Annotated in this window: 23 protein-coding genes; 7 read left to right on the top strand and 16 right to left on the bottom strand. The window is 67.0% G+C overall.

Features of this window, described 5'->3' with window-relative positions; all coding sequences use genetic code 11:
- Positions 1-20: 20 nt before the first annotated feature.
- Positions 21-1,475 carry an NAD-dependent succinate-semialdehyde dehydrogenase gene (locus tag ABD847_RS03660; protein ID WP_345010145.1) on the bottom strand — a complete coding sequence of 485 codons (1,455 nt, stop codon included), beginning with the start codon at positions 1,473-1,475 and terminating at the stop codon, positions 21-23.
- Positions 1,476-1,572: 97 nt separating this feature from the next.
- Here ABD847_RS03660 and ABD847_RS03655 point away from each other — a divergent pair, with 97 nt between their 5' ends.
- Both ABD847_RS03655 and ABD847_RS03650 read left to right on the top strand, forming a co-directional pair.
- Positions 1,573-2,499 (top strand): LysR family transcriptional regulator, encoded by a 927-nt coding sequence (locus ABD847_RS03655; protein WP_345010144.1) that lies wholly within the window; start codon positions 1,573-1,575, stop codon positions 2,497-2,499.
- Between the two features lie 114 nt (positions 2,500-2,613).
- The gene (locus ABD847_RS03650; RefSeq protein WP_345010143.1) at positions 2,614-3,090 is read left to right on the top strand and encodes a Dps family protein; all 477 of its coding nucleotides are present in this window, start codon (positions 2,614-2,616) and stop codon (positions 3,088-3,090) included.
- An 86-nt stretch (positions 3,091-3,176) separates the two neighbouring features.
- Here the strand turns inward: ABD847_RS03650 and ABD847_RS03645 are convergent, their stop codons facing one another.
- Together ABD847_RS03645 and ABD847_RS03640 are read right to left on the bottom strand one after the other, a co-directional pair.
- The gene (locus tag ABD847_RS03645) at positions 3,177-3,590 is read right to left on the bottom strand and encodes a GFA family protein (protein WP_345010141.1); all 414 of its coding nucleotides are present in this window, start codon (positions 3,588-3,590) and stop codon (positions 3,177-3,179) included.
- A gap of 18 nt (positions 3,591-3,608) precedes the next feature.
- Complete coding sequence (locus ABD847_RS03640; protein ID WP_345010139.1) at positions 3,609-4,529, bottom strand: DMT family transporter; 921 nt, start codon at positions 4,527-4,529, stop codon at positions 3,609-3,611.
- Positions 4,530-4,620: 91 nt separating this feature from the next.
- On the opposite strand from ABD847_RS03640, the gene ABD847_RS03635 reads away from it, so the two are divergent.
- Positions 4,621-5,520 carry a LysR family transcriptional regulator gene (locus ABD847_RS03635; RefSeq protein WP_345010137.1) on the top strand — a complete coding sequence of 300 codons (900 nt, stop codon included), beginning with the start codon at positions 4,621-4,623 and terminating at the stop codon, positions 5,518-5,520.
- A gap of 20 nt (positions 5,521-5,540) precedes the next feature.
- Here the strand turns inward: ABD847_RS03635 and yjfF are convergent, their stop codons facing one another.
- From yjfF to ABD847_RS03595, 8 genes are all read right to left on the bottom strand, one after another.
- The gene (gene yjfF / locus ABD847_RS03630) at positions 5,541-6,512 is read right to left on the bottom strand and encodes a galactofuranose ABC transporter, permease protein YjfF (protein ID WP_345010135.1); all 972 of its coding nucleotides are present in this window, start codon (positions 6,510-6,512) and stop codon (positions 5,541-5,543) included.
- A gap of 10 nt (positions 6,513-6,522) precedes the next feature.
- Positions 6,523-7,572 (bottom strand): ABC transporter permease, encoded by a 1,050-nt coding sequence (locus ABD847_RS03625; RefSeq protein ID WP_345010133.1) that lies wholly within the window; start codon positions 7,570-7,572, stop codon positions 6,523-6,525.
- Entirely contained in the window at positions 7,569-9,071 is a 1,503-nt protein-coding gene (locus tag ABD847_RS03620) for a sugar ABC transporter ATP-binding protein (protein WP_345010131.1), read from the bottom strand. Before ABD847_RS03620 ends, ABD847_RS03625 begins: the two co-directional genes overlap by 4 nt.
- 49 nt (positions 9,072-9,120) lie before the next feature.
- Positions 9,121-10,065, bottom strand: a complete 945-nt coding sequence (locus ABD847_RS03615) for an ABC transporter substrate-binding protein (RefSeq protein ID WP_345010130.1) — start codon at positions 10,063-10,065, stop codon at positions 9,121-9,123.
- A 319-nt stretch (positions 10,066-10,384) separates the two neighbouring features.
- The gene (treZ, locus tag ABD847_RS03610) at positions 10,385-12,112 is read right to left on the bottom strand and encodes a malto-oligosyltrehalose trehalohydrolase (RefSeq protein ID WP_345010129.1); all 1,728 of its coding nucleotides are present in this window, start codon (positions 12,110-12,112) and stop codon (positions 10,385-10,387) included.
- 124 nt (positions 12,113-12,236) lie between these two features.
- A complete protein-coding gene (locus tag ABD847_RS03605) occupies positions 12,237-12,995 on the bottom strand; it encodes a dienelactone hydrolase family protein (RefSeq protein WP_345010127.1) in 759 nt (252 codons plus the stop codon).
- A gap of 128 nt (positions 12,996-13,123) precedes the next feature.
- Positions 13,124-13,522: an NUDIX hydrolase gene (locus ABD847_RS03600; RefSeq protein WP_345010125.1), complete on the bottom strand. Its 399-nt coding sequence runs from the start codon at positions 13,520-13,522 to the stop codon at positions 13,124-13,126.
- A gap of 64 nt (positions 13,523-13,586) precedes the next feature.
- Positions 13,587-13,994, bottom strand: a complete 408-nt coding sequence (locus tag ABD847_RS03595; protein ID WP_345010124.1) for a helix-turn-helix domain-containing protein — start codon at positions 13,992-13,994, stop codon at positions 13,587-13,589.
- A 108-nt stretch (positions 13,995-14,102) separates the two neighbouring features.
- On the opposite strand from ABD847_RS03595, the gene ABD847_RS03590 reads away from it, so the two are divergent.
- The 3 genes from ABD847_RS03590 (at position 14,103) to ABD847_RS03580 (ending at position 16,391) form a co-directional block, all read left to right on the top strand.
- A complete protein-coding gene (locus ABD847_RS03590; protein WP_345010122.1) occupies positions 14,103-15,002 on the top strand; it encodes an aldo/keto reductase in 900 nt (299 codons plus the stop codon).
- A 70-nt stretch (positions 15,003-15,072) separates the two neighbouring features.
- Positions 15,073-15,480: a cupin domain-containing protein gene (locus ABD847_RS03585; RefSeq protein WP_345010120.1), complete on the top strand. Its 408-nt coding sequence runs from the start codon at positions 15,073-15,075 to the stop codon at positions 15,478-15,480.
- Complete coding sequence (locus ABD847_RS03580) at positions 15,477-16,391, top strand: Gfo/Idh/MocA family oxidoreductase (protein ID WP_345010118.1); 915 nt, start codon at positions 15,477-15,479, stop codon at positions 16,389-16,391. Before ABD847_RS03585 ends, ABD847_RS03580 begins: the two co-directional genes overlap by 4 nt.
- Positions 16,392-16,458: 67 nt before the next feature.
- On the opposite strand, the gene ABD847_RS03575 is transcribed toward ABD847_RS03580, so the two are convergent.
- The 5 genes from ABD847_RS03575 to hemC all read right to left on the bottom strand — a co-directional run bounded on the left by ABD847_RS03575 (position 16,459) and on the right by hemC (position 21,969).
- The gene (locus tag ABD847_RS03575) at positions 16,459-17,676 is read right to left on the bottom strand and encodes an ammonium transporter (protein ID WP_345010116.1); all 1,218 of its coding nucleotides are present in this window, start codon (positions 17,674-17,676) and stop codon (positions 16,459-16,461) included.
- A gap of 333 nt (positions 17,677-18,009) precedes the next feature.
- Complete coding sequence (locus ABD847_RS03570) at positions 18,010-19,182, bottom strand: heme biosynthesis HemY N-terminal domain-containing protein (RefSeq protein ID WP_345010114.1); 1,173 nt, start codon at positions 19,180-19,182, stop codon at positions 18,010-18,012.
- An 11-nt stretch (positions 19,183-19,193) separates the two neighbouring features.
- Positions 19,194-20,306 (bottom strand): uroporphyrinogen-III C-methyltransferase, encoded by a 1,113-nt coding sequence (locus ABD847_RS03565; protein ID WP_345010112.1) that lies wholly within the window; start codon positions 20,304-20,306, stop codon positions 19,194-19,196.
- Positions 20,303-21,040 carry a uroporphyrinogen-III synthase gene (locus ABD847_RS03560; protein ID WP_345010110.1) on the bottom strand — a complete coding sequence of 246 codons (738 nt, stop codon included), beginning with the start codon at positions 21,038-21,040 and terminating at the stop codon, positions 20,303-20,305. The genes ABD847_RS03565 and ABD847_RS03560 overlap by 4 nt, the downstream gene beginning before the upstream one ends.
- Entirely contained in the window at positions 21,040-21,969 is a 930-nt protein-coding gene (gene hemC, locus ABD847_RS03555) for a hydroxymethylbilane synthase (protein ID WP_345010173.1), read from the bottom strand. Before hemC ends, ABD847_RS03560 begins: the two co-directional genes overlap by 1 nt.
- A gap of 206 nt (positions 21,970-22,175) precedes the next feature.
- Between hemC and ABD847_RS03550 the strand changes: the two genes are divergently transcribed.
- Positions 22,176-24,641 (top strand): class I adenylate cyclase, encoded by a 2,466-nt coding sequence (locus tag ABD847_RS03550; RefSeq protein WP_345010108.1) that lies wholly within the window; start codon positions 22,176-22,178, stop codon positions 24,639-24,641.
- Positions 24,642-24,746 lie beyond the last annotated feature (105 nt).

Raw genomic sequence — 24,746 nt, 5'->3', positions numbered from 1 at the left:
AATTCTTGGAAGGTGGCGGCTCAGAGGCCGCCCAGGCAGAGGTATTTCACCTCGAGAAACTCGTCGATACCGTACTTGGATCCTTCCCGGCCGAGACCGGACTCCTTGACGCCGCCGAAGGGCCCCACCTCGTTGGAGATGGCGCTGTCATTGATGCCCACCATGCCGTACTCCAGGGCCTCGGCCACCCGGAACAGGCGACCCAGATCCCGGGTGTAGAGGTAGGCGGCCAGACCGGACTGGGTGTCATTGGCCAGGGCGATGGCCTCGGCCTCGTCCTTGAAGGCCAGGATGCTGGCCACCGGGCCGAAGATCTCCTCCTTGGCGATGCGCATCTGCGGGGTCACGCCGGTCAGCAGGGTGGGGGCGCTGAAGTGGCCGGCCTCGGGCAGTTGCGGGTGGCGGAACTGGCACTGGGCGCCGGCGGCCAGGGCGTCGTCCACCAGGGACTGCACCTTGCTCACCGCCGCGGCGTTGATGAGGGGGCCGATCTGGCTGTTGCCGCTGGCACCGTCGGCCACATTGAAGGCGGCCATGGCGTCGGCCAGCCGACGGGCGAACTCCGGCAAAATGCCTTCTTGCACCAGCAGGCGGTTGGCGCAGATGCAGGTCTGACCGGCGTTGCGGAACTTGGCCAGCAGTATGCCCTGGATGGCCAGGTCCAGATCCGCGTCGTCAAACACGATGAAGGGGGCGTTGCCACCCAGCTCCAGGGAGAGCTTCTTGACGGTGCCGGCGCACTGGGCCATCAGGCGCTTGCCGACGCCGGTGCTGCCGGTGAAGGTCAGCTTGCGCACCACAGGGCTGTCGGTGAGCACCTGGCCCACGGCGGCGGCCTGACGGCTGGTGATGACGTTGAGCACCCCGGCGGGCAGACCGGCCTGCTCGGCCAAGGCGGTGAGGGCCAGGGCGCACAGGGGGGTCTCGTCGGAGGGCTTGAGCACCACTGTGCAGCCGGCGGCCAGGGCCGGGGCCACCTTGCGGGTGATCATGGCCACCGGGAAGTTCCAGGGGGTGATGGCCGCCACCACGCCGATGGGTTGCTTGATGGTCAGCAGCCGCTTGTCACCGCTGGGGGCAGGGATGGTGTCACCGTAGACCCGCTTGGCTTCTTCGGCGAACCACTCCACGAAGCTGGCGCCGTAGGCCACCTCGCCCTTGGCTTCCGCCAGGGGTTTGCCCTGTTCGGCGGTCATCAGGGCCGCCAGGCCATCGGCATTGGCCAGGATGAGATCGTACCAGCGGCGCAGCACGGCACTGCGTTGCTTGGCGGGCAGGGCGCGCCAGGCCGGCAGGGCGGCTTCTGCGGCAGCGATGGCCGCCTGGGTATCGGCGGCGCCCAGATCCGGCACCTGGGCGATACAGGCGCCGGTGGCAGGGTTGGTCACCGTGAAGGTTTCGGCGCCGTCCAGCCAACGACCATCGATATAGGCCTGTTGGCGCAGCAGGGCAGCATAGGGGGAAGCAGTCATCATCACCTCGACAGGGGTAGCGTGTTGAGGCCATGGTAGCCGCGGTTTTTTGTATGATAGATTACGGCGTATCAATACATAGTTTGATAAGGCTCAACCTATGGCCAAGGCGCCCACCATAGCCCAGATCGCCGATTTCGATCTGCGCCTGCTGAAGATCTTCAAGACGGTGGTGGAGTGTGGCGGCTTCGCCGCCGCGGAGACCGAGCTCAACGTCAGCCGCTCCACCATCAGCATCCACATGGCCAACCTGGAGTCGCGGCTGGGGCTCAAGCTCTGCCAGCGGGGCCGCAGTGGCTTCGTGCTGAGCGAAGAGGGGCAGCAGGTCTACCAGGCGGTGAACCGGCTGCTGGAGCAGCTGGAGGATTTTCGCAGCAGTCTGAATGCCCTGCATGTCCAGCTGGGGGGCGAGCTGCGCATCCTCACCAGCGACGCCCTGGTGCTGGATCCCCGCTGCCCTCTGGTGCCCGTGATGCAGGAGTTCGTCCAGCAGGCGCCCCAGGTACGGCTGGCGCTGGACATCGAAGCCATGGGGGAGATTGAGCGGCGGGTGCTGGCCGAGGAGATCCACCTCGGCATCATCCCCTTCCACCGGGAGCTGGCGGGGCTGGACTACCTGCCGCTGTACGAGGAGTCCTGCTACCTCTACTGCGGCGCCAGCCACCCCCTGTTTACCGAGACGGACGAGGCGGCGCTGGCCGCCGCCCTGCCCGGTTGCCGCCTGGCCCATGCCGAGCTGCAGGTGCACCCGGAGATCAGCCGCCAGCTGGCGGGCTTCCAGCGTCTCGGCAAGGCCTACTACTACGAGAGCCGGGCGGCCCTGCTGCTCTCCGGTGGCTACCTCGGCTTCCTGCCGGAGAGCTACGCTGCGCCCCTGGTGGCCGCCGGTCAGCTGCGGTCCCTGCTGCCGGCGCAGCACCACTATAGCCTGGGGGTGGTGGCCATCAGCAAGCGGCACGCCCGCAGCCACAGGCCCCGGGATCGCTTCCTGGGCCTGCTGCGGGAGTGGTTGGTCAGGCAATCGTAAAATCCGATTGAGCGATAGATTATTCTCATTTTCACAGATTAAGTGTGGGGATTATTCTTAGCTCAATGGCAGCACATTTGCTGTGGCTTTAAGACTCAACCAGGAGGACATCCCATGACTACGCAACCCATCGACATCGGTATCCCGGAAAGCGACCGCCTGGCCATCGCCGAGGGGCTTTCCCGCCTGTTGGCCGACACCTATACCCTGTATCTGAAGACCCACTACTACCACTGGAACGTCACGGGGCCCATGTTCAACAGCCTGCACCTGATGTTCGAGACCCAGTACAACGAGCTGGCCCTGGCGGTGGATATGATCGCCGAGCGCATCCGCTCCCTGGGCGCCAAGGCACCGGGCACCTATCAGGCGTTTGCCCGCCTGACGGTGATCCCCGAAGACAGCGAGGCGCCCAAGGCAGAGCAGATGATCGCCAATCTGGTGGCCGGTCAGGAGGCCGTGGTGCGCACCGCCCGCTCCCTGTTCGAGCTGGTGGACGGCGCCCAGGACGAGGCCACCGCCGATCTGCTGACCCAGCGCATCCAGCTGCATGAGAAGACCGCCTGGATGCTGCGCAGCCTGCTGGAATAAGCCTGCCGGAATTCAACCGGCCAGATGGTAAAGCGGCGCCTTTTGGCGCCGTTTTGCTTTGTTCGACCGGTGCAGGCCGGCGGGGACTATTGGGCCTGCCGCTCGAAGCAGGGCATGCCGTCCGGCAGGCTGACCCAGGGCAGCTTTTCGCTGATCCAGACATGGGCCTGGGGGGCGAACAGGGCGGCGGCCGGGCCCACCGGCTTGAGTTTGAGCTTGATGATCTCCGGCTGCTGGGGGTTCAGATGGTAGATGCGCACCCCGCAGCCGGGGCAGAAGAAGCCCAGGTTGAGGTTGCCGCTGTCCGCCACCCGCTGGCAGCGGGCCAGCTCGCCCTCGATCTCTATGTCCTCGGCCCGCACTAGGGCGGTGACGCTGAAGGGGGCGGAGGAGAGGGTCTGGCAGGCCTGGCAGTGGCAGGCCATCACCTTGAGGGGGGCGGTCAGCAGTCGGTAGTGGACCTGGCCGCACTGGCAGCGGGCTTCGATGGGATAGGTCATGACGTCTCCTTGGGCAAGTTAGGATAACAGGGGCAGCCGCACCCGGGGCAGCCAGAGGGGGGCGGTGAGCCCCAGCAGCACCACCAGCATGCCCACCAGCTGGATCTGACTCAAGGGCTGACCCAAGGCCAGGGCCACCAGGGCGGCAAACACGGGTACCAGGTTGTAGTAGAGTGAGGCCTTGGGGGCGCCCAGGGCCTGGATGCCCTGCAGCCAGAACAGGTAGCCCAGCACGGTGGAGAGCAGGCCTATGTAGAAGACCCCCAAGAGGGCGCCGCCGGAGAGCTGGCCCAGCCCCTGCCAGGGGTGGCTGCCCGGCAGCAGCAGGCCGGTGAGCAGCAGGGCGCCCAGCCCCGCCAGCATGCTGAGCAGGGTCAGGGGCAGGCTGGGCAGCCAGCGGCCCACCGCCTGGGAGGCCAGGGTATAGCCGCACCAGGTGAGCATGGCCAGCAGCACCAGTAGGTCGCCGTGGTTGATCTGCAGCCGCAGCAGCTGGGCCGGGTGGCCCTGGGTGATCACCAGCAGTACTCCGGCCAGCCCCAGCACCATGCCCAGCCATTGCACCCGGCTCAGGCGGTGGCTGCCCAGCAGGCTGGAGATCAGGGCGGTGGTGAGGGGGCTCAGGGCCATGATGAGGGCACCGTTGGTGGCGGAGGTCTGCCGCAGCCCGGCGAACAGCGCCAGGTTGAAGCCGCCGATCCCCAGGGCGCCGATCAGCAGCACCACCGCATATTGCCAGAGGGCCAGGCGGGGCCAGCTCAGGCGGCGCAGCCCCAGGTAGGCGCCCAGGCAGACGATGGCGATGACGAAGCGCCAGATGGCCAGGGCCAGGTCGCTCATCTCCAGCAGCACCTGTTTGGCGATGGGGAAGACGCTGCCCCAGGAGAAGACGCAGATCAGCAGCAGCAGGATCGGCAGGGTGGGGGATGCGCGGTTCATGGAGCCTCCGGGGCTTGCTAGGGGATGAGCTCCAGTGTATTGCTTCCATAAATGGATTAAACGGGCAAAAACGGGACATGAGGTTCCATAAATGAAAACTCCCTACTCATTGGACGATCTGCGGCTGTTCTGGGTGGTGGCCCACCAGGGCAGCCTCACCGCCGCCGCGGCGCAGCTGGCCATGCCGGTCTCCACCCTGAGCCGCCGGCTGGCGCGGCTGGAGCAGCAGCTGGGGCTGCGGTTGCTGCACCGCAACGCCCATCGGCTCAGCCTCACGGACACCGGCAGCCGCTACCTGGCGCGCTGCGACCCGCTGTTTGCCGAGCTCAACACCATCTCCGGCGAACTGGATGACGAGCGCCAGCTGCCGCGGGGGCCCATCCGGGTGGCGGCGCCCATCAACCTGGCCCAAGCCTGGCTGGGGCCGGCCCTGGGTCGCTTCCTGCTGCGTTACCCCCATATCCAGGTGGACCTGACCCTCTCCAACAGCAACATAGATCTCAGCGACCAGGGGGTGGATCTGGCCATCCGGGTGGGGGAGCCGCAGATCGCCGAATGGATCGCCCGCCCCCTGGGGCAGATCCCCATGGGCCTGTTTGCCCGGCATGACAGCCCGGCGGTGGCGAGCCTGCAGGCGCCGGAACAGCTCGGGACTGTCCCCCTGGTGGTGGGCAAGCCGGTGACCCGCTGGCGCCTGTGGCAGCCCGAGACGGGCGAGCGGCTGGAGTACCGCCCTGGGGAGAATGTGCGGCTGGCGGTGGACGATCTGGCCACCGTCGCCCAGGTGGTGGCCGCCGGTCTGGGGGTGGGGCTGGTGTCCCGCTCCCTGATGGCGCCCTGGCTGGCCAGCGGCGAGGTGGTGCCCGTGATGGCCCCCTGGCAGGGGCAGCCCAGGCCCTGCTACCTGCTCTACCGGGACAGGGCGCCCCAGCTGCTGCGCCTGCGCCTGCTGGTGGAGTACCTGCTGGGGGAGGCCTTGCCCAGCCTGTAGCGGACCAGGCCTCGGGGCCGCTAGGCGGCCTTCAGCATGGAGCCGAAGGAGCGGCTCAGCAGCCGTTGCAGCACGATGAAGATGAACAGCAGCAGGCCGATGACGATCTTGGTCCACCAGCTGTTGAGGCTGCCGTCAAAGGCAATCAGCGTCTGGATGACCCCTTGGATCAGGCCCCCCAGCAGGGTGCCGAAGATGAAGCCTACCCCGCCGGTGAGCAGGGTGCCGCCGATCACCACGGCGGCGATCACGTCCAGCTCCACCCCGACGGTGGCCAGCGGGTAGCCCGAGGCGGTGTAGAGGGTGTAGATGACCCCCGCCAGGGCGCTGGTGAAACCGGAGCAGGCGTAGACGCCTACTAGCGTGCCGCGCACCGACACCCCCAGCAGGGCGGCGGAGCTCTTGTCACCCCCCACGGCATAGACGTTGGTGCCGAAGCGGGTGTAGTGGGCCAGCACCATGCCCGCCAGCAGCACCACCAGCATCACCAGGGCGGAGGCGGTGAGCCAGCCGCGGCCCGGCAGGGGGATGCGGAAGTTGGCGAACTGCTCCACGAAGGGGGGATCGATGGGCACCGACTCCAGGCTCAGCAAAAAGGCCAGCCCCCGCAGCAGGAACATCAAGGCCAGGGTGACGATGAAGGGCTGCAGCTCGAAGGCGTCGATCAGGTAGCCCATGATGGCGCCGATGCAGGTGCCCAGCAGCAGGGCGAAGCCGATGGCCGCCAGGGGATGCCAGCCGGCCTGGCCCACCAGCAGGGCGATGAGCACGCCGGTAAAGGCGATCATGGAGCCTACCGACAGGTCGATGCCGCCGGAGAGGATCACTAGCGTCATGCCCACCCCGGCGATGATGACAAAGGCGTTGTCGGTCAGCAGGTTGCCCAACACCAGGGTGGAGGCGAAGTTGCGGTACTGGCTGACGCCAAAGGCGTACAGCAGCAACAGTACCAGCAGGGTGGCCAGCACCGGGATCCAGCGTTCATTTTTCATGTCGGCCTCCTTATGACTTGGGGGACGGGCGGCGGCGCTGCAACCAGCCCAGCAGCCGCTGCTTCACCGGGCGGGACTGGATCAGCAGGAACACCAGGATGACCAGGGCCTTCACCAGCAGGTTGTACTGGGCCGGCAGGCCGCTCACCAGGATGGAGGTGGTCAGGCTCTGGATCACCAGGGTGCCCAGCAGGGTCAGTCCCAGATAGAAACGGCCCCCCGCCAACGAGGCGCCGCCGATCACCACCGCCAGGATGGCGTCCATCTCCATCCACAGCCCGGCGTTGTTGGCATCGGCGCCGCTGATGTCGGCGGCGATGATCATGCCGGCGAAGGCGGCGCACAGGCCGGAGATGAGGTAGGCGCCGATGAGGATGCCCCGGCTGTCGATACCCGCCAGCCGGCTGGCCTCGGCGTTGCCCCCCACCGCCTCGATGAAGAGCCCGAGGGCCGAGCGGCGCACCAGGGCGATGAGCAGCCCCAGCACCAGGGCGGTGAGGATCACCCGCATGGGCAGCATGACGAGGTAACCGCTGCCCAGCTGGCCGAACACCTCACTGTGGAAGGTGACGATCTGGCCGCCGGTGATCATCTGGGCTATGCCCCGGCCCGCCACCATCAGGATCAGGGTCGCGACTATGGGCTGGATGCGCAGCACCGCCACCAGCAGGCCGTTCCACAGGCCGCACAGCAGGCCGGCCCCCAGGGTCAGCAGGGTGGTGAGCAGGGGGGAGACATCCTGCTGGATCAGCACCGCCATCAGGCTGCCGCAGATGGCGATGATGGCCCCCACCGACAGGTCGATGCCGCCGGTGCCGATGACGATGGACATCCCGATGGCCAGCAGCGCCAGGGGCGCGCCCCGGTGCAGTATGTCCACCAGGCTGCCGTACAGGTGGCCCTCCACCACCCCCAAGGAGAAGAAGCTGGGGGAGAGCAGGGCGTTGACCAGGAAGATCAGGGCCAAGGCGGTGACCGGCAGCAGCCACTGCTGGTGCGTTCCGCCGCCGGTGCCGCGACGCCGCTGGGGCGCCTGGGAGAGAGAGAGGGGTAGGGTCATGATGCGATGGCCTTGATGATGTCGTTGGGGTGCAGGGGGGCGGTCAGCTCGGCGGCCTTGAAGCGGTCCCGCATCACCATGATGCGGTCGCTGAACACCACCACCTCATCCAGTTCGGAGGAGACCACCAGCAGGGACATGCCCTCGGCACACAGCCGGCGGATCAGGGCGACGATCTCGGCGTGGGCCCCCACGTCTATGCCCCGGGTGGGCTCGTCCAGGATCAGCAGCCTGGGCTGGGCGATGAGCCAGCGACCCAGGATCACCTTCTGCTGGTTGCCGCCGCTCAATTGCCCCACCGGCTTCTCGGCATCCGGGGTGGCGATGCCCAGGGCCCGGATCATCTCGTCGGCCAGCTGTTGCTGCTGGGCCTCGGGGATCGGCTTGCGCCAGCCGCGCTTGGCCTGCAGCGCCAGGATCAGGTTCTCCCGCACCGACAGCTCCAGCACCAGCCCCTCGCGCTTGCGATCCTCGGGGCAGAAGCCCAGCCCCTGGCGGATGGCCTGGCGCGGGTTGTGGATGGTGCAGGGGGCGCCGGCGAGGCGCAGCTGACCGCTGTCCGCCCGCTCGGCGCCAAACAGCAGCTTGACCGTCTCGGTGCGGCCCGAGCCCAGCAGGCCGGCCAGCCCCAGGGTTTCCCCCTGGCGCAGGCTGAAGCTGAGGGGTTCCAGCATGCGCTTGCGCCCCAGGCGATCCACCTCCAGCAGCAGGGGGTGTTGCTGTTTGTCGCTCTGCCGGGCGGTATCCTGGGTCGGGCTGTCGCTGGGGGCCAGTTGCCGGCCCAGCATCTGCTCCACCAGCTTGAGGCGGGGCAGTTCGGCGATGGGCGCCGAGGTGACCAGGCGGCCGTTGCGCAGCACGGTGATGCGGTCGCACAGGGCATACACCTGATCGAGAAAGTGGGTGACGAAGACGATGGCCATGCCCTGGGCGCGCAGCTGGCGCAGCAGGCCGAACAGCACCTCCACCTCGTGGCCGTCCAGGCTGGCGGTGGGTTCGTCCAGGATCAGCACCTTGGCATCCAGGGCCAGGGCCCGGGCGATGGCCACCAGCTGCTGGATGGCGATGGAATAGGAGCCCAGGGGGCGGTTGACGTCGATCTCCAGCTCCAGGCGGGCAAGCAGCGCCCGGGCCTGCCGCTGGGCGGCGCCCCAGCGCACCAGGCCGAAGCGGGTGGGCTGACGGCCCAACGAGAGGTTCTGTGCCACCGTCAGGGTGGGGATCAGGTTCACCTCCTGGTAGACGGTGCTGATGCCCAGGGCCTGGGCCTCGGCGGAGCCGCCGGCCCGGTAGGCCTGGCCGTCGAGAAACAGCTGGCCCTCATCGGGCTGGTAGACGCCGGTGATGACCTTGATCAGGGTGGATTTGCCGGCGCCATTCTCCCCGAGCAGGGCATGGATCTCACCGGCGTGAAAGTCGGCCTGGATGGCCTGCAGCGCCTTGAAGTCGCCAAAGGAGATGGCGATGTCGCGCAGCGAAAGCAGGGCGGATGGGGGCATGACGACCTCCTGGTCAGCAGGGGCGCCCGGCAAGCCGGGCACCTGAGGCTTACTGGCTGCGGCGCTGATACTCGGCGGCGGCGGTGTCGGGCAGGTAGAGCGGGCCCTGCACCTTGATCCACTTGGGCACCGCCTTGCCGGCCTTGGCGGCGTCGATGGCATCGAAGGCCGGGCCGCCCAGGTTGGGGGAGAGCTCTATGGTGGCGTTGGTCTCCCCTTCGGCCATGGCCTTGAAGATGTCCGGCACGGCGTCGATGGAGATCACCTTGAGATCCTTGCCCGGCTTGAGGCCGGCTTCCTTGATGGCCTGGATGGCGCCCAGGGCCATGTCATCGTTGTGGGCGTAGACGGCGCACAGCCCCTTGCCGCCGTTCTCGGCCTTGAGGAAGCTCTCCATCACCATTTTGCCGCCGGCGCGGGTGAAGTCACCGCTCTGGGAGCGCAGGACATGCATGCGGGGGAACAGATCCACCACCTGGGCAAAGCCGGTCTTGCGGTCGATGGCGGCGCTGGAGCCGACGGTGCCCTGCAGCTCCACCAGATCGCACTTGCCGCTGGTCTCGGCGGCCAGCCAGCTGCCCGCCAGACGGCCCTCTTCCACGAAGTCCGAGGCCACCTTGGTCAGATAGAGGCCCTCATCCTTCACCTTGACCCCGCGATCCACCAGCACCACCGGGATGCCGGCGTCCTTGGCCTCCTTGAGCACCTGATCCCAACCGGTTTCCACCACGGGTGCCAGCAGGATGGCGTCTACCCCCTGGGCGATGAAGGAGCGCAGGGCCTTGATCTGGTTCTCCTGCTTCTGCTGGGCATCGGAGAACTTCAGCTCAATGCCGCGCTGCTGCGCCTCGGCCTTGATGGACTCGGTTTCCGAGGTACGCCAGCCGCTCTCGGAGCCGATCTGGGAGAAGCCGACTGTCATGGCCTGGGCGGTGGCGCTGAGGCCGAAGGTGGCGGCCAGCAGGCACGCCAGTACGCTGGGTTTGCATCGCATGGAATTTGACTCCCTGGTTGTCTCAATGGGTGGGGGACAACAGGCTCCCCTGGCTAGCGGGCCGGGCCCGGTGAAAGTCGCTGCAAGCGGTTTCATCGAGACACAGGATGGCTGCTGGACTCTGCTGCGGTCGTGATGCCGGTCACAGCAAAAAATCACGGCCATTCTGTCTATGTTTTCAGCAGAAAAGTGCTAGGCGCTGCGGCATGCACCAGAGCGAACAAGACGCCATAAATCAACCGGATAGACAGAGATGTTGGCGGGAAAGAGCGCCGAACGGGCCTCTTTGTGGCCGTCGGCGCAGCAAGATAGCCCGGTTTTAGCGCCGATAGAGGGCGGCGGCGAAGGGCGGCAGGGTGGCGGGGCTGGCCAGGGGCTGGCTGCTCAGGATCAGGCGGCCACGGGCGTCGCCGGGCAGGGGCTGGGCCCGGTCGGCAAAGTTGAGCCAGGTCTGCAGGCTGTCGGTCTCGATGAGCAGGAGGCGATTAACCTCGTCGGCCTGGATGCGGCAGCGGGCCTTGTCCCGCGGCCCCAGCTCGCCGCTGCGTTTGAGCGCCAGCAGCTGGCGGTAATAGTGCAGGATACGCTGCCCCTCGGCGCCGGCCAGCCGCGACCAGTCCAGCTTGGAGTCGAGGAAGGCCGATGGATCGTGGGCATCCCGCGGCTCGGCGCCACCGAAGGCGAACTCGCCCTTGCGCCCCTGGCGCACCGCCTCGACGAGGTGGGCATCGCCAAAGTCCTCGAAGAACAGGAAGGGGGCGGTCTCGCCATACTCCTCGCCCATGAACAGCATGGGCACATAGGGGCTGGCCAGCACGGCGGTGGCGGCCAGCAGGGCCTTGTCGGCGCCGTAACTGGCGATCATGCGATCGCCGTGCAGCCGGTTGCCCACCTGATCGTGGTTCTGGCTGTGCACCAGGTGTTCGGTGGCGGCGGTACCCCGGCCGTCGGTGCCGTAGGGGCGGTTGTAAAACTTGTGCCAGCGGGTGCCGTCCAGCACGAAGCTGTCCCGCAGCGCCTTCACTATGTCGGCGAAGCTGCCGAAGCTGGAGTAGTGGCGGCCCTGCTCGCCGGTGAGGTAGGCGAACAGGGCGTGGTTGAGGTCATCGTTCCACTGGCTGTGATAGCCCAGGCCGTCGGCGGCGGTGACCTGGGTCTCGTTGCGCAGGTGTTCGGCGATCATCAGCACCTGGCGCTGCTCCGCCTGACCGATCTCCCGGGCTAGATCCGTTATTTCCCGCAGGATATGGCGTGGTGAGTCGTCGAAGATCAGGGAGACGGCATCCATGCGGAAGCCGTCGAAGCCGATCTCCTGCAGCCAGTAGCGGGTGTTGGCCAGGTAAAAGGCGCGGATGCCCTCGCTGTGGCCGCGGTCGAAGTTGATGGCGTCGCCCCAGGGGGTGTCGGCGGCCTTGGTGTAGGGGGCGAAGGCGGCGCTGTAGTTGCCCTCCGGGCCGAAGTGGTTGTAGACCACGTCCAGGATCACCGCCATGCCCAGGCTGTGGGCCGTCTCGATGAAGGTCTTGAGATCGCCATAGCTGCCGTAGCTGGACTGCAGGGCGAACTGGTAGGTGCCGTCGTAGCCCCAGTTGCGCTGGCCGGGGAAGGCGGCGATGGGCAGCAGCTCGATGACGGTGATGCCCAGGTCTTTGAGGTGCGGCAGCTTGTCGGTGGCGGCGGCCAGGCTGCCCTCGGGGGTGAAGGTGCCCAGGTGCAGCTCGTAGAGGATGGCGTCGTCGATGGCGATGCCGGCCCAGCCGGAGCGATCCACGCTGGGCGGGTAGGCCACCGCCGAGGGGCCGTGTACCCCCTCGGGTTGGGCGCGGGAGGCCGGATCCGGGTAGGGGGTGCCGTTGACCCGGTAGCGGTAGCGGTGGCCCTCGGCCAGGGGCGGCAGGCGCAGGGTCCAGTAGCCGTTGGCGTGCTTCTCCATCGGCAGGGGGTGGTCGCTCCCGTCCAGCAGCAGATCCAGCTGCGCCGCATCCGGCGCGAACACCCGGAAACAGGATTGTCCCGTCTCATCCCGATAATGACCCAAAGGCACCATGGCACTCTCCTACGTGTGAGCCTACTCGCTGGCCCGGTTGGCGTTACCGCCACTCTAGCCCCTGGGCTCGCCCGGCACTAGCACCGGGGAGGGGGAGTCGGGGGATGGAGGCGCAGGGGGCACCTCACCGGGCGGCGCTCAGCGGCAGGGTGTCTTGCAGGTAGGCGGTGAAGCGTTGCCAGGATTTTCTGTCGGCTTCGGCGTGGTAGCGGGGGGAGCCGAACACGCTGAAGGCGTGGGGTGCGCCGCTGTAGGTCGTCATCTCGTGGGGCACGCCGGCCTGCTCCAGCCGGCTCGCCAGGTCGGCAAAGTCGGTCAGCGGCACGGCGTCATCCGCCGAGCCGTGGAACACCAGCACGCTGCCGCGGGTCTGGCGGTAGTCCTGCCCGGGCGGGGTGGCAAGCCCCCCGTGGAAGCTGACAAAGCCTTGGGCCGGCAGGCCGCTGCGGGCGGCCTCCAGCACGGCGGCGCCGCCAAAGCAGTAGCCCAGCAACACCCGGGGTGTCGGACGGTCGCCCTGGGCCTCGGCTGCCGCGACGCCGGCCTGCAGGCGGTGGCGCAACAGGTCACGATCGGCATACAGGGCGCCGGTGAGGCGGCGCTTGTCGGCCTCGGCGGTGGGGCGTATGCCCTCACCGAACAGATCCAGGGCGAACACCCGGTAACCCAGCTGGGCCAGCATGTCGGCCCGTTGCCGCTCGTAGTCGGTGAGGCCGTCCCAGTCATGCACCAGCACCAGCAGGGGGGCATGGGGATGAGGGGCCTGGTAGTAGCCCTCGAAGGGCTGGTTATCGATGAGGTAGCGGACGGTCTGGCCGGCGGCCAGACCGGGACGGCAGGCCAGCAACAGGGCGGCCGCCAGGGCGAGGGACAGCAGACGCATGGGATCCTCCGACGGGCGATGGCCTGCCGGCACCCACCGGCAGGGAGGACGACTCACCTCGGGTTGAAGGTAGTGTCCCGCCGGTCGGCTTGTCAAAAACCATTCTCATCTGGCGGCGCTGAGATGGCTTAGCGCAGCAGGCCCTGTTGCGCCAGCCAGTCCAGTACCAGCAGGGCGGCGGCGGAACAGCGGGCCCGGTCGGCCAGCCCCAGCCAGGCCAGCTCGGCGATCTCGGCGGCGGGTTGCGGCGTGCCGGCATAGTGGCCGGCATAGCAGGTGAGGCGCACCAGGGTGCCAGCGGGCTTGCCGTCCGCCTGGGCGCTGAGGGTGACCTGATGCTGCAGGGAGTCGGGCTCCAGGGTCACCGCCAGCTCCTCGGCTATCTCTCGGCACAGGGCCTGGGTGTCGCTCTCGCCGGCCTCGCGCTTGCCGCCGGGCAGGTAGAACAGGGCCTTGCCCTGGCTGCGGACCATCAGCAGGCGGTTGTCCTGCAGCTGCAGCAGGGCCAGTTTGTCGATATGGGGCATGATGCGTTGTCTTCCTGTGTTGGTGGGGGCCTACCTTAACCAGCCGGGGGGACTGCTTGGCCAGTCAGGCCTCGTCCAGGTGCTTGCCAAACTGGCGGGCCAGGGCCAGATCGAAGAAGCCGTCCTCCTTCTTGTGGCTGCGCAGAAACTGGTAGTAGGCCAGCAGGGTGGTGAGATCCTCCCCCTGCCAGAGTGGTGTGCGGCCCAGGTGCTCGGCGGTGAGGCGGTCGGCGGCGGCCAGGGCCTCCCGGTCCACCACCTCGGCCCGGCGGTAGAGGTAGCCGCAACCGGTGGCCAGCCACTCCAGGGAGCAGTTGGCCCTGAGGGCGATCTGGTTGGCCTTGGCAAAGCCCGGCTCGGCGCCCTTGAGGTATTTGCGGATCAGGGACTCGGAGAGGCCGACCTTGCGGGCGAAGGCGCTGACGCTTTCCTCGTCCATCAATTGTTGCAGCCGCTCGGCAAAACCTTTCATTTCGTAATCCTGAGGGGTCGTACCAAAGTGCGAATCTTGTGAGCCGCTATTATTGCCTGACCCAGAGGCCTTGGCCAAGATGAGGCCTCATACTGCGAGGAGCACACCATGTCCGTATCACGTATCAAGCTGCACCCGGAAGGGCCAGAGTTTTCCCGTTTCATCATGGGCTACTGGCGCCTGATGGAGTGGGGGCTGAACCCGGCCCAGCGGCGGGATCTGCTGCACTATCACCTGGATCTGGGGGTCACCACTGTGGATCACGCCGACATCTACGGCGGCTACCAGTGCGAGGCGGCCTTCGGTGAGGGGCTCAAGCTCGCCCCCGAGCTGCGCCAGCGGCTGGAGATCGTCAGCAAGTGCGGTATCGCCCTGACCGCGGATCCGGCCCACCAGCTCAACCACTACATCACCAGCCGGGAGCACATCATCAGTAGCGCCGAGCGCTCCTTGCAGCGCTTGGGCACCGACTATCTGGATCTGCTGCTGATCCACAGACCCGATCCCCTGATGGACGCCGACGAGGTGGCCGAGGCCTTCATCGCCCTGCGCCAGGCGGGCAAGATCCGCCATGCCGGGGTCTCCAACTTCACTCCCGGGCAGTTCGCCCTGCTGCAATCCCGGCTGCCCTTCCCATTGGTGACCAACCAGGTGGAGATATCCCCCTTGCACCAGGAGCCCACCCTGGACGGCACCCTGGATCAGCTGCAGCAGCTGCGCATCCGGCCCATGGCCTGGTCCTGCCTGGGCGGCGGTCGCCTGCTGACCGATCCGGCCTGCCACTTCCTGCGCGAAGAGCTGGAGCGGGTGCGTCAGGAGCTGGGGGCCCAGACCCTGGAGCAGGTGGTGTACGCCTGGGTGATGCGGCTGCCCAGCCAGCCGCTGCCCATCATAGGCTCCGGTCGGCGGGAGCGGATCGCCAGCGCCCTGCAGGCCGACAGATTGCAGCTGGATCGCCAGCAGTGGTTCCGTATCCGCAAGGCGGCCCTGGGCTACGATGTGCCCTGAGCCGGACATCCACTGGCTCGACGCCGCGGCATTCCACGACCGGCCAAGGCCGACCGGCGAGGTGGGGCCCGTGACCCGGGCGCAGGATCTGCCCCATGTCTGCTATCGCCCCGCCCATGGCAATCCGGCCGCCGACGGCTGGCAGCAGGGGCAGGGGGAGAACCCCTGCATCTGGGTGGCCTGCGAGCAGGGGCTGGCGGCGGAGGGGCGCCTGCGCTCGGCCCTCGACGGGGTGATCGACAGCCGATTGCCGCCGGGGGCCAGCATCGGCTGGCACCGGCACACGGACAGCGAGGAGATCTACTACCTGCTGGAGGGGAGCCTGACGGTGTCGGTGCAAGAGGCTGATGGCCAGCTGGCGTCGTTCCGCTTGCTGCCGGGGGACAGGCACCTGTTGTCGCCGGGCATGGCTCATGCCGCCCTGGCCGGTGACGAGGGGGCGCGCTTCATCGCCGTGCTGGCGCGGGTGCCCGCATGATGCGCCGGGCCCTGCTCATCGGCGGTAACTGGGGACTGGTGCATCTCGGCGCCTACCGCCAGGCCGGCATCGAGGTGGTGGGTCTGCTGGGCCGTCGGGAGGAGCCAGTGGCCCGCCTCGCCCGGGAGCAGGGCATCCCCCATGCGCTGACCCGTTTCGAGGAGATTGCCGAGCTGGCGCCGGATCTGGTGAGTCTGGCCACCCCGGCCATCAGCCACGGCGACTGGCTGGCCCGGCTGGTCGATTATCCCGTCATCTGTGAGAAGCCCCTGCTGGGGCTCACCGGCTCGCCGGCGGACTGGCCGGCACGGCGCCACCCCGTCTGGGTCAACTACGCCTTTGCCTTTCTCGACTCCGCCCGCCTGCTGGCGCACACCCTGTCGACCCTGGGGCCCGTCCATCGCATCAAGCTGGCTTGCCACTACCGGCTGCCGCTCACCTTCACCCCGGCCCAGTGGTGGCTGGAGGTGGCGAGCCACCCGCTCTCCTTTTTGGCCCACCGGCTGGGGGAGCCACGGCTCATCGCCGTGCATTCCCCCCATGCCCTGTCCGCCACTCTGGGTGGCGTGCCCGCCGCGCTCTATTGCGGCCCGGCGGAGGCGCCGGGCCTCTATCAGACGCTGGAGTTGCACACCCAAGGCGGCCTGCTGCGGCTTGCCGGTCACTATCGGCCTGGTGAGACCTGGCAGTACGCACCCTTGACGCTGGATGGGCGGCCGCTCAACGACGGCGAGTGGTGTGCCGAGGATTGCTGGCTGCGGGCCAACCGGCGCAGTCTGCTGGCCATACTCCAGCAGCTGGCTCAGCCCGCGCCCTTGCCCCAGGCGCTGGGCCGCGGCCTGTTCAACCCCGCCAAGGCCTGGCCGCTGGACGCCCTGATCCAGGCGGCCTATGGTACCGCCAGCCAATAACAAAGGCGCCTAACCAGGCGCCTTGTTTCATCTGTGAGTCGCTTAGATCTGCGTGTCAGATCTGCGCTTAGATCTGCACCTCGCCGGCGGTGGCGCTGATCTTGTGGATGGCCAGATCCGCCCCCTGGTGTTCGTCTTCCTGGGACAGGCGCAGGCCCACCAGCTTGGCCATCAGACCGTAGACGATCAAGGCGCCCACCACGGCGATGCTCACCCCTAACAGGGTGCCGATCAGCTGGCTCATCAGGCTGATACCGCCCAGGCCACCCAGGGCTTCACTGCCGAAGATGCCGGCGGCGATGCCACCCCAGGCGCCACACAGGCCGTGCAGCGGCCAGACACCCAGCACGTCGTCCAGCTTAGGCTTACGCTGCAGCCAGGTGAATACCAGGATGAAGATGGCGGCGGCTACGCCGCCCACCACCAGGGCGCCCACCGGGTGCATCAGATCGGAACCGGCACACACGGCCACCAGACCGGCCAGGGGGCCGTTGTGGATGAAGCCGGGGTCGTTCTTGCCCATCACCAGGGCCACCACAGTGCCGCCCACCATGGCCATCAGGGAGTTCACCGCCACCAGGCCGCTGATGCCCTCCAGCTTCTGGGCGGACATGACGTTGAAGCCGAACCAGCCGACGATCAGGATCCAGCTGCCCAGGGCCAGCATGGGGATGTTGGACGGGGCGAAGCTGAGCATCTGGCCGTTGCGCACCCGACCGCGACGGGTGCCCAGCAGCAGCAGGGCGACGAGACCGATCCAGCCGCCCACCGCATGCACCACCACGGAACCGGCGAAGTCGTGGAAGGCGGCACCATAGTGGCCCTCCAGCCAGGTTTGCAGACCGAAGTGATTGTTCCAGGCGATGCCCTCAAACAGGGGATAGACCAGGCCCACCATCAGGGCGGAGCAGATCAGCATGGGGTAGAAGCGCGCCCGCTCGGCGATGCCGCCGCTGACGATGGCCGGAATGGCGGCGGCGAAGGTCAGCAGGAAGAAGAACTTCACCAGGGCATAGCCGTTGTCGGCCATCAGGCTCTGGGCGCTACCCAGGAAGTTTTCGCCATAGGCCAGCTGATAGCCGACGAAGAAGTAGGCCAGGGTGGAGACCCCGAAGTCGGTGAGTATCTTCACCAGGGCGTTGACCTGGTTCTTGGCCCGTACCGTGCCCAGCTCCAGAAAGGCAAAGCCGGCGTGCATCGCCAGCACCATGATGGCGCCGAGCAGGACGAACAAGGTGTTGGAGCCCGTCACCAGACTGGCCACCGCACTGTTGGTTTCTTCCACTATAACCTCCGTTTATTTCAAGTCGAGCCGGTGTCACCGGGGGATGGCTTCGTTTGCACCACCTGTGCATCTTTGTGCACCCTTGGGGCGCAATCCCAGTGCAATTGGCAGCCAATGAAACAAAACTCGTGCCAAAATGGCGACAAACCCGAATCAATTTGGGGCTTTCTACTATAACCATATGATTTGAAATGAAATAAGAGTGCGCCAAATTGGCTCTTGATGGGGCAAGATGGCGTGTCTTCGTGCAGACGTAAAGCACTTAAATGGTGCTTTGCACTTAACTGGTGCTTTGGGGGAGGGGCGGCCACGCACACGGCGTGGCCGGGGGGATCAGGCGGTCAGTTGCAGACCGGCGAGGTAGTAGTGGTTGGCCTTCTCGAACAGCCGCTGGCGCTCCATCAGCTGACCCAGCAGCCGGTAGTCCCGGGCGTTCGGCGCCAGGGCCACGGCCTTCTCCAGCAGCTGCTGGGCCAGGGGATAGCGCTGCAGCAGGAAGTTGAGCTGACCTTGGGCGGAGAGCAGGGCGGCCTCGTTGTCCTGATCCGGGCCGTACTCTTGCAGCAGGTTCAGCAGGGGCTGGTAGTCCGGCAGCTGCAACTGGCCACACAGGGCCAACAGGGCCGGGTCACGACGCTGTTTGAGCCCTTCGCGCAGCAGGGTTTCGGCCTCACCGTGGGCCTGCAAGCGGATCAGTTGCTGGCAGCAGGCGGCCCGCAGCGCCACCTGCTGACGCAGGGGCTTGGCCAGGGCGCGCCAGTAACTCAGCAGGGCCTCGCTGCCCTCTGCGGCCAGCTCGGCAAAGCGCGCCGGGTAGGCCGTGTGCTGTAACTGACTCAGGGCGTCCGGGGTCAGCAGCTTGAGTTGCTGCAGGCGGGGCAGCAGTTCGATCAGCTCCTGCCAGCGGCCGGCGGCCAGCAGGGCGCGCTGATAGAGGGTCAGCAGGCGTGGATGCTTGGCATGCTCGGTCAGCAGCGGGGTCAGCTGGCTGATGGCCAGCTCCGGTTGCCGGTTGCGCAGGGCCAGACGGGCGGCCAGCAGGCCGGCGGCCAAGGCGCCCTGAGGATGGGCCTGGGCCTGCTGCAGGTAGCGATCCCGCGCCTCGTCACGCCCTTGGGCATCCGCTGCCCGGGCGGCACCCAGGTAGTTGAGCAGGGGGAATTCGCTGTCGGCGGCGCTGGCGGCCATCAGGCGCTCGGCCTGCCGGTAGTCGCCGGTGGCCAGGGCCAGGTGCCCCTTGCGGGTTCGCTGGTGCGCCTTGTTGCTGCGGCGCAGGCCGAACCAGTTGCGGGTGCGGCTGCCCAAAGAGAGTAGCCGGGTGAGCAGGTATTCCAGCAGCAGCAGGCCGAAGTAGCCCAGCACCGCCAGCAGGGTGGCACTGACCACCGTCATCTCGACGCTGTAGTGGCCGAAGATGATCTGCACATAGCCCTGGTTGCCCGCCAGATGGGGGCCGGCGAACAGGGCGACCGCCAGCAGCAACAGCAGTAGCAGGATTCGAAACATGGCGCCTCCTGTCAGGACCGGTTCATCAGGGTTTGCAGCCGTTGCTGCACCAGATCTTCAAGCTGAGCCTGGCTGGCCAGCTTGTCGGGGTAGTGCTGGGCCAGGGGCTCGGCCAGCAGCTTCTGCAGTTCGGACTGCATGAACTGGGTGCTGCTGTCATCGCCATCGAAATATTGCTCCAGCCACTGGCTGACCCGCTGCAAGCTGTCCTCGTAGACGGCGCTCTGCTCCCGGTAGACGGCCTGCTGGGCGTTGAGCAGCTGGGTGCGCAGGTTGGCCTTCAGATACCAGCGCTGATCCGGAGAGAGCAGGGCCTCGCTGTCGCTGTCCAGCCGACGGATGCTGATGAAGTTGTCGGCAAAGCTGCGCCAGCTCTTATAGAGGTTGTCCCGCCAGTCGGCCAGGGAGTCGCTGAGCTGGGTGTCGTCCGCTGTGGTGGGGGCGCTGGGGGTCATGCCCTTGATTGGCAGCTGATCCAGGTTGTCGATAAGGGCGGAGAGGCGCAACACCAGGCCTTCCTTATCCAGCTGGGGCAGGGCCTGCAGGCTGGCCTGATCGGCGGCAAAGGCCTTGCGCACCGGCAGCAGGGCCGGGTCGTTGAGATCCCGGATACGGCCATCGGCCTCGTGCAACAACAGCAGGGCGGCGTTGACGTCATGTTCCAGCCACAGCTTGCGGCCGGCCATGCGCACCAGGTAGTCGGCCTCCGCCAGCAGCCAGTCGTTGGGGCGGCGACTGCTCAGGGTCAGCAGCTGATGCTCCAGCTGGTTCTGCCGGTCGCTGTCCTTGAGCAGTTGCTGCTGCAGATCCCGCAGCCGCTCATCGGCCTGGGAGAGCTGGCTGAGCAGAGGGCTCTGCTGGGCCTTGAGTTCGGTGAGTTGCAGCTGCAGCTGCTGCAGCTGGGCACTCTGCTGGTCGCTGAACCAGCGGCCGTAGCCGTAGACGCCGGCGGCGGTGCCCAAGGCCAGCAGCAGGGCCAGGGCCGCCAGGGCGCGGCCGCTGCGCTGTGGTGTGGCGGGCTTGGGCGTCGGGGTTGCCGCGGCGGCCACCTTGGGCGGCTCGACCTGGGCCTGGGGCTCGGTCTTGGCGTCGGTCTCGGGAGGAGTCGCTTGTTCCGTCATCATGGGGTCCTCGTTGGCAGCGCCGCCAGGATGGCAGCGGTGGCGGCCCCCCGGGTCAGCTGGATGTGATGCAGGCCGGCCTGGGCCAGCCAGTCGCCGATCCGGGTGCTGGGCACATAATAGGTCAATTGCTCAAGCCAGGGCTTGGCCTCGACGGGCAGCAGCTGGCACAAGCGGTTAAACAGATCGCCGCTGGTGATGATAACACTGTCCACTCCGGATGAGCGCCATTTGTGCCAGAGACTGGGCCCATCCAGCGGCAGCGGCTCCCGGCGGTAGCATTCGCAGTACCGCACCCGGGCGCCGCGGGCCGTCAGCTGCTGGGCCAGGAACTCGCGACCGCTGTCACCCCGCAGGATCAGCACGGGCCGATCGGCCACCGCCTGGGGTTGCAGGGCCGGCAAGGCCAGCAGGCCTTCGCTGTCCGCCTGCTCGGGTGCCAGAGCCTGGATCCCGGCCTGTTGCCAGGCGGCGGCGGTGGCGGGGCCCACGGCGAGGGTCGGTTTGGCCGGCCAGCTCAGCCCGTGCGCTTGCAGCCAGTGGTGGGCCTGCTCCACCGCCGGAGCGCTGACGGCGATGACCAGTGTCGCCTCGGCCAGGGCCTGGGGCAGCTGGCTCAGCTGGCGGCCCGGGGTCAGGGCAAACAGGGGGCAACAGACGGGGTGATGGCCCGCCTGTGCCAACGCCTGGCACAGGGCGTCGGCCTGGGGTTGCGGGCGCAGGACCAGGGGCGTCATCAGTCGCCGTACACCTGGGCCAGAATGCGATCCGCGCCGGCGGCCAGCAGGCGACGGGCCAGGGTCTCGCCCAGTGCCTCCGCCTGTTGCCGCGGGCCGCGGATCTCGTCACGCAGCAGCAGGCGGCCGTCCGGGCTTCCCACCAGGCCTCGCAGCCAGAGCTGGTCGCCCGCCACCACGGCGTGGGCGCCGATAGGTACCTGGCAGCCCCCCTGAAGGGCGCGGTTCATGGCCCGTTCCGCCAACACCCGATCCCGGCTGTCGGCATCATCCAGGGGGGCCAGCAGGGCGAGCGTCTGGCTGTCTGCCAGGCGGCACTCGATGGCCAGCACCCCCTGACCGTTGGCCGGCAGGCTGAGCTCCACCGGCAGTGCCTGGCGAATGCGCTGGGCCATGCCCAGCCGTTGCAGACCGGCGGCGGCCAGCAGGATGGCGTCATACTCGCCGGCGTCCAGCTTGGCCAGCCGGGTGTTGACGTTGCCCCGCAGATCCCGCACCTGCAGGTCCGGCCGGCGGGCTCGCAGCTGGCACTGGCGGCGCAGGCTGGAGGTGCCCACCACGGCCCCCTGGGGCAGTTCGTCCAGGCTGGCGAAGCGGGGGCTGACGAAGGCATCCCGGGGATCTTCCCCGGCGCAGATCACCGTCAGCCCCAGGCCCTCTGGGAAGTCCACCGGCACGTCCTTCATGGAGTGCACCGCCAGATCGGCGCGGCCTTCCAGCAGGGCGGTTTCCAGCTCCTTGACGAACAATCCCTTGCCGCCGACCTTGGCCAGCGGCGTGTCCAGTATCTTGTCGCCGCGGGTGCTCATGGGCACCAGCTCCACCGCCAGCTGGGGGTGGAGCTGCTGGAGACGATGGCGTATGTGTTCGGCTTGCCAGAGGGCCAGGGGGCTCTTGCGGGTGGCGATGCGCAGGGGCTGTGAGGTCATCATTTATCTGTGCTGGAGTCGGGTAGCCGGATAGTAACACCCCTGGCTCGGCGGTGCATGTTGGTATCCGCATGAATCCGAAGTGTTTTTGCACCAAGTCGGTTCGGAGAAATGGTTTACCCAACCTGAGGCTGTTGTTACCATGCTCACGTTTTTAGCAGATCCCAGGATTTGTTCCCATCCCACGGAAGCGGAAGGCCAGTCTGTTGTCGAACCCTATTCAGACGCTGATTGCGCGCTACGACGCCATCAATCAAGCGAAGACTGAGCGTGCATTGGAGGCCATGAGCGAATACGGTCAGCAGATCTTTGAGCTGCTGCCGGTGCTGCTGCACTTCAATCACCCTCTGTTGCCTGGCTATGTCTCCGGGGAGGTGCCCCACGGCATCGATTTCTTCACCCTGTCCGAGGCGCAGCAGGAGTTCATCGACGACATCTGCATGGCCACCCACAATCTGCAGGGCATCCAGGCCAGCGAGACCGCCATTCTGGGGGTCTACTCCATGGGCAGCACCGCCTCCATCGGCCAGTGCTGCAGCTCGGATCTGGATATCTGGGTCTGTCACTCCCATCACCTGAGCCTGGATCGGCTGGAGCTGCTGGAGCACAAGTGCCTGCTGATCTCCAAGCTGGCCGAGCACCGTGGCGTCGAGCTCAACTTCTTCCTGATCCCCGACAACAAGTTCCGTCTGGATAACATCGCCGAGCTGGGGGGTGACAACTGCGGCAGTGCCCAGCACCTGCTGTTGCTGGACGAGTTCTACCGCAGCGCCCTGCGCATTGCCGGCCGTCGCCTGCTGTGGCCCGTGGTGCCGGTGGAGTGGGAAGAGGACTACGACCAGGTGGTCAGCACCCTGATGCGGGACTGCGGCCTCAAGCCGGAGGAGTGGCTGGATCTGGGCGGCCTGCAGCGCATCCCGGCGGAGGAGTATTTCGGCTCCGCCCTCTGGTTGCTGTACAAGGGCCTCGACTCCCCCTACAAGGCGGTGCTGAAGATACTGCTGATGGAGGCCTACTCCGCCGAGTTCCCCGACACCCGCTTGCTGTCGGTGGAGGCCAAGGAGTGGTTCCAGCACCACGAAGGCTACGATCTGGCCATGGACACCTATTACCTGATGCTGCAGAAGGTCACCCAGTACCTGCAGGGCATTGGCGATCTCAAGCGGCTGGATCTGGCCCGCCGCTGCTTCTACCTCAAGGTGTGCGATCACGGCGGTGGCCGTCAGCCCTGGCGCCAGGCGGTGCTGGATCGGCTGATCGCCGAGTGGGGCTGGAGCGCCGAGGTGGTGCACCATCTGGACAGCCGCGACGGCTGGAAGGTGGAAGAGGTCAAGTACGCCTATGGCGAGCTGCTGGAAACCCTGATGCAGAGCTACAGCCAGCTCATCCAGTTCGCCCGGCGCAACAACATCAGCGAGTCCATCAACCCCGAGGACATCGGCATCCTCTCCCGCAAGCTGTATGCCGCCTTCGAATCCCTGCCCGGCAAGGTGCAGCGCATCAACCTCAAGATAGCGCCCAACCTGCACGAGGCGGATCTGAGCTTCATCCAGGTGCCGCCCGGCGGCATCAACCGCGCCGGCTGGTATCTCTACAAGTACAGCCTGGCGCCGGCGGCCATCATAGGCCGGGCGCCGCTGGAATATAACGGCTACATCAGCAAGCTGGTGGCCTGGGCCTACTTCAACGGCCTGCTCACCGGTACCAGTCGGGTTCATCTGCGTTCCCTGGGCTCGGATCTGGCCCTGCCGGCGTTGCACCAGTTTTGCCATGACCTGGCGGCTACCTTCCCGGTGCGCCTGCCGCCGGCGGCCAACCTGGCCCTGAGCCGGCCCTGCGAGGTGCGCCACCTGGGCATCTTCCTCAATCTGGAGCTGGATCCCACCTCACACTGGCAGGACCGGGAGCTGGCCTTCGATGCCGAGAATGCCGACGTGCTGAGCTTCGGCCTGGAGCAGGAGTGCCTGGTGGGCACGGTGGATCTCGTCTACCGCAACTCCTGGAACGAGATGCGCACCCTGCACTTCACCGGCCCCGAGGCGGTGGTGGACGCCCTGTCCACCATACTGGGCAAGATGCACCAGGACGCCGCGGCCCCCGAGGCGGTGGAGGTGTTCTGCTACAGCCAGCACTTCCGCGGCCTCATTCGCAATCAGTTCAACCGCCTGGTGCAGGAGTGCATCGAGCTGCGGCTGGCCCGGGACAAGCAGCGGCTGGTGAAGCTGCTGTCGGTGGGGCAGCAGAAGTTTGCCCTGTTCCTGGAGCGGCGCGGGGTGTCGGTCAAGCAGATGTCCGGTGCCATCGACTTCTACCGCCAGATCGCCAACAACAAGCTCGAACGGCTGCCGGATGACGACGAGGGCGGACGCCAGGGCGTGCCATCCGTGGTCGACTCCTATGCCAGCGAGGGGCTGATCCAGTTCTTCTTCCAAGACAGGGAGCACGGTTTCAGCGTCTTCGTGCTGGATGAGCACAACAAGGTGGAGATGTACCGGGACTACTTCGGCAGCAAGGATGATCTGGTGCAGAGCGTCAGCCGCTACTACACATTGACCCATGAGCGCTTCAACAACGAGGGGCAGTTCATCAACTTCAACCTGCCCCAGTTCTACGAGTTGGTGGAAGAGAACGGGCAGCAGCAGGTGGTGCCCTACCGCAGCGCCCCCCGTTAACCGTCAGTCCGCACCACCTCTTGACTCCAACCGCCACGTCGCCTCAATCGTAATGGTGGCATCAGCCAAAATAATGCTTGCCAGTGGTCATATCTATCGCCAAAG

The organism is Pseudaeromonas paramecii (assembly GCF_039540575.1).
Taxonomy (GTDB): Bacteria; Pseudomonadota; Gammaproteobacteria; order Enterobacterales; family Aeromonadaceae; genus Pseudaeromonas; species Pseudaeromonas paramecii.
This window is presented reverse-complemented; position numbering and strand designations above follow the sequence as displayed.

What these genes read in the sequence shown, in the direction of transcription:
- ABD847_RS03660 (WP_345010145.1), bottom strand. Translation starts at nt 1,475, where the DNA reads ATGATGACTGCTTCCCCCTATGCTGCCCTGCTGCGCCAACAGGCCTAT.
- ABD847_RS03655 (WP_345010144.1), top strand. Translation starts at nt 1,573, where the DNA reads ATGGCCAAGGCGCCCACCATAGCCCAGATCGCCGATTTCGATCTGCGC.
- ABD847_RS03650 (WP_345010143.1), top strand. Translation starts at nt 2,614, where the DNA reads ATGACTACGCAACCCATCGACATCGGTATCCCGGAAAGCGACCGCCTG.
- ABD847_RS03645 (WP_345010141.1), bottom strand. Translation starts at nt 3,590, where the DNA reads ATGACCTATCCCATCGAAGCCCGCTGCCAGTGCGGCCAGGTCCACTAC.
- ABD847_RS03640 (WP_345010139.1), bottom strand. Translation starts at nt 4,529, where the DNA reads ATGAACCGCGCATCCCCCACCCTGCCGATCCTGCTGCTGCTGATCTGC.
- ABD847_RS03635 (WP_345010137.1), top strand. Translation starts at nt 4,621, where the DNA reads ATGAAAACTCCCTACTCATTGGACGATCTGCGGCTGTTCTGGGTGGTG.
- yjfF (WP_345010135.1), bottom strand. Translation starts at nt 6,512, where the DNA reads ATGAAAAATGAACGCTGGATCCCGGTGCTGGCCACCCTGCTGGTACTG.
- ABD847_RS03625 (WP_345010133.1), bottom strand. Translation starts at nt 7,572, where the DNA reads ATGACCCTACCCCTCTCTCTCTCCCAGGCGCCCCAGCGGCGTCGCGGC.
- ABD847_RS03620 (WP_345010131.1), bottom strand. Translation starts at nt 9,071, where the DNA reads ATGCCCCCATCCGCCCTGCTTTCGCTGCGCGACATCGCCATCTCCTTT.
- ABD847_RS03615 (WP_345010130.1), bottom strand. Translation starts at nt 10,065, where the DNA reads ATGCGATGCAAACCCAGCGTACTGGCGTGCCTGCTGGCCGCCACCTTC.
- treZ (WP_345010129.1), bottom strand. Translation starts at nt 12,112, where the DNA reads ATGGTGCCTTTGGGTCATTATCGGGATGAGACGGGACAATCCTGTTTC.
- ABD847_RS03605 (WP_345010127.1), bottom strand. Translation starts at nt 12,995, where the DNA reads ATGCGTCTGCTGTCCCTCGCCCTGGCGGCCGCCCTGTTGCTGGCCTGC.
- ABD847_RS03600 (WP_345010125.1), bottom strand. Translation starts at nt 13,522, where the DNA reads ATGCCCCATATCGACAAACTGGCCCTGCTGCAGCTGCAGGACAACCGC.
- ABD847_RS03595 (WP_345010124.1), bottom strand. Translation starts at nt 13,994, where the DNA reads ATGAAAGGTTTTGCCGAGCGGCTGCAACAATTGATGGACGAGGAAAGC.
- ABD847_RS03590 (WP_345010122.1), top strand. Translation starts at nt 14,103, where the DNA reads ATGTCCGTATCACGTATCAAGCTGCACCCGGAAGGGCCAGAGTTTTCC.
- ABD847_RS03580 (WP_345010118.1), top strand. Translation starts at nt 15,477, where the DNA reads ATGATGCGCCGGGCCCTGCTCATCGGCGGTAACTGGGGACTGGTGCAT.
- ABD847_RS03570 (WP_345010114.1), bottom strand. Translation starts at nt 19,182, where the DNA reads ATGTTTCGAATCCTGCTACTGCTGTTGCTGCTGGCGGTCGCCCTGTTC.
- ABD847_RS03565 (WP_345010112.1), bottom strand. Translation starts at nt 20,306, where the DNA reads ATGATGACGGAACAAGCGACTCCTCCCGAGACCGACGCCAAGACCGAG.
- ABD847_RS03560 (WP_345010110.1), bottom strand. Translation starts at nt 21,040, where the DNA reads ATGACGCCCCTGGTCCTGCGCCCGCAACCCCAGGCCGACGCCCTGTGC.
- hemC (WP_345010173.1), bottom strand. Translation starts at nt 21,969, where the DNA reads ATGACCTCACAGCCCCTGCGCATCGCCACCCGCAAGAGCCCCCTGGCC.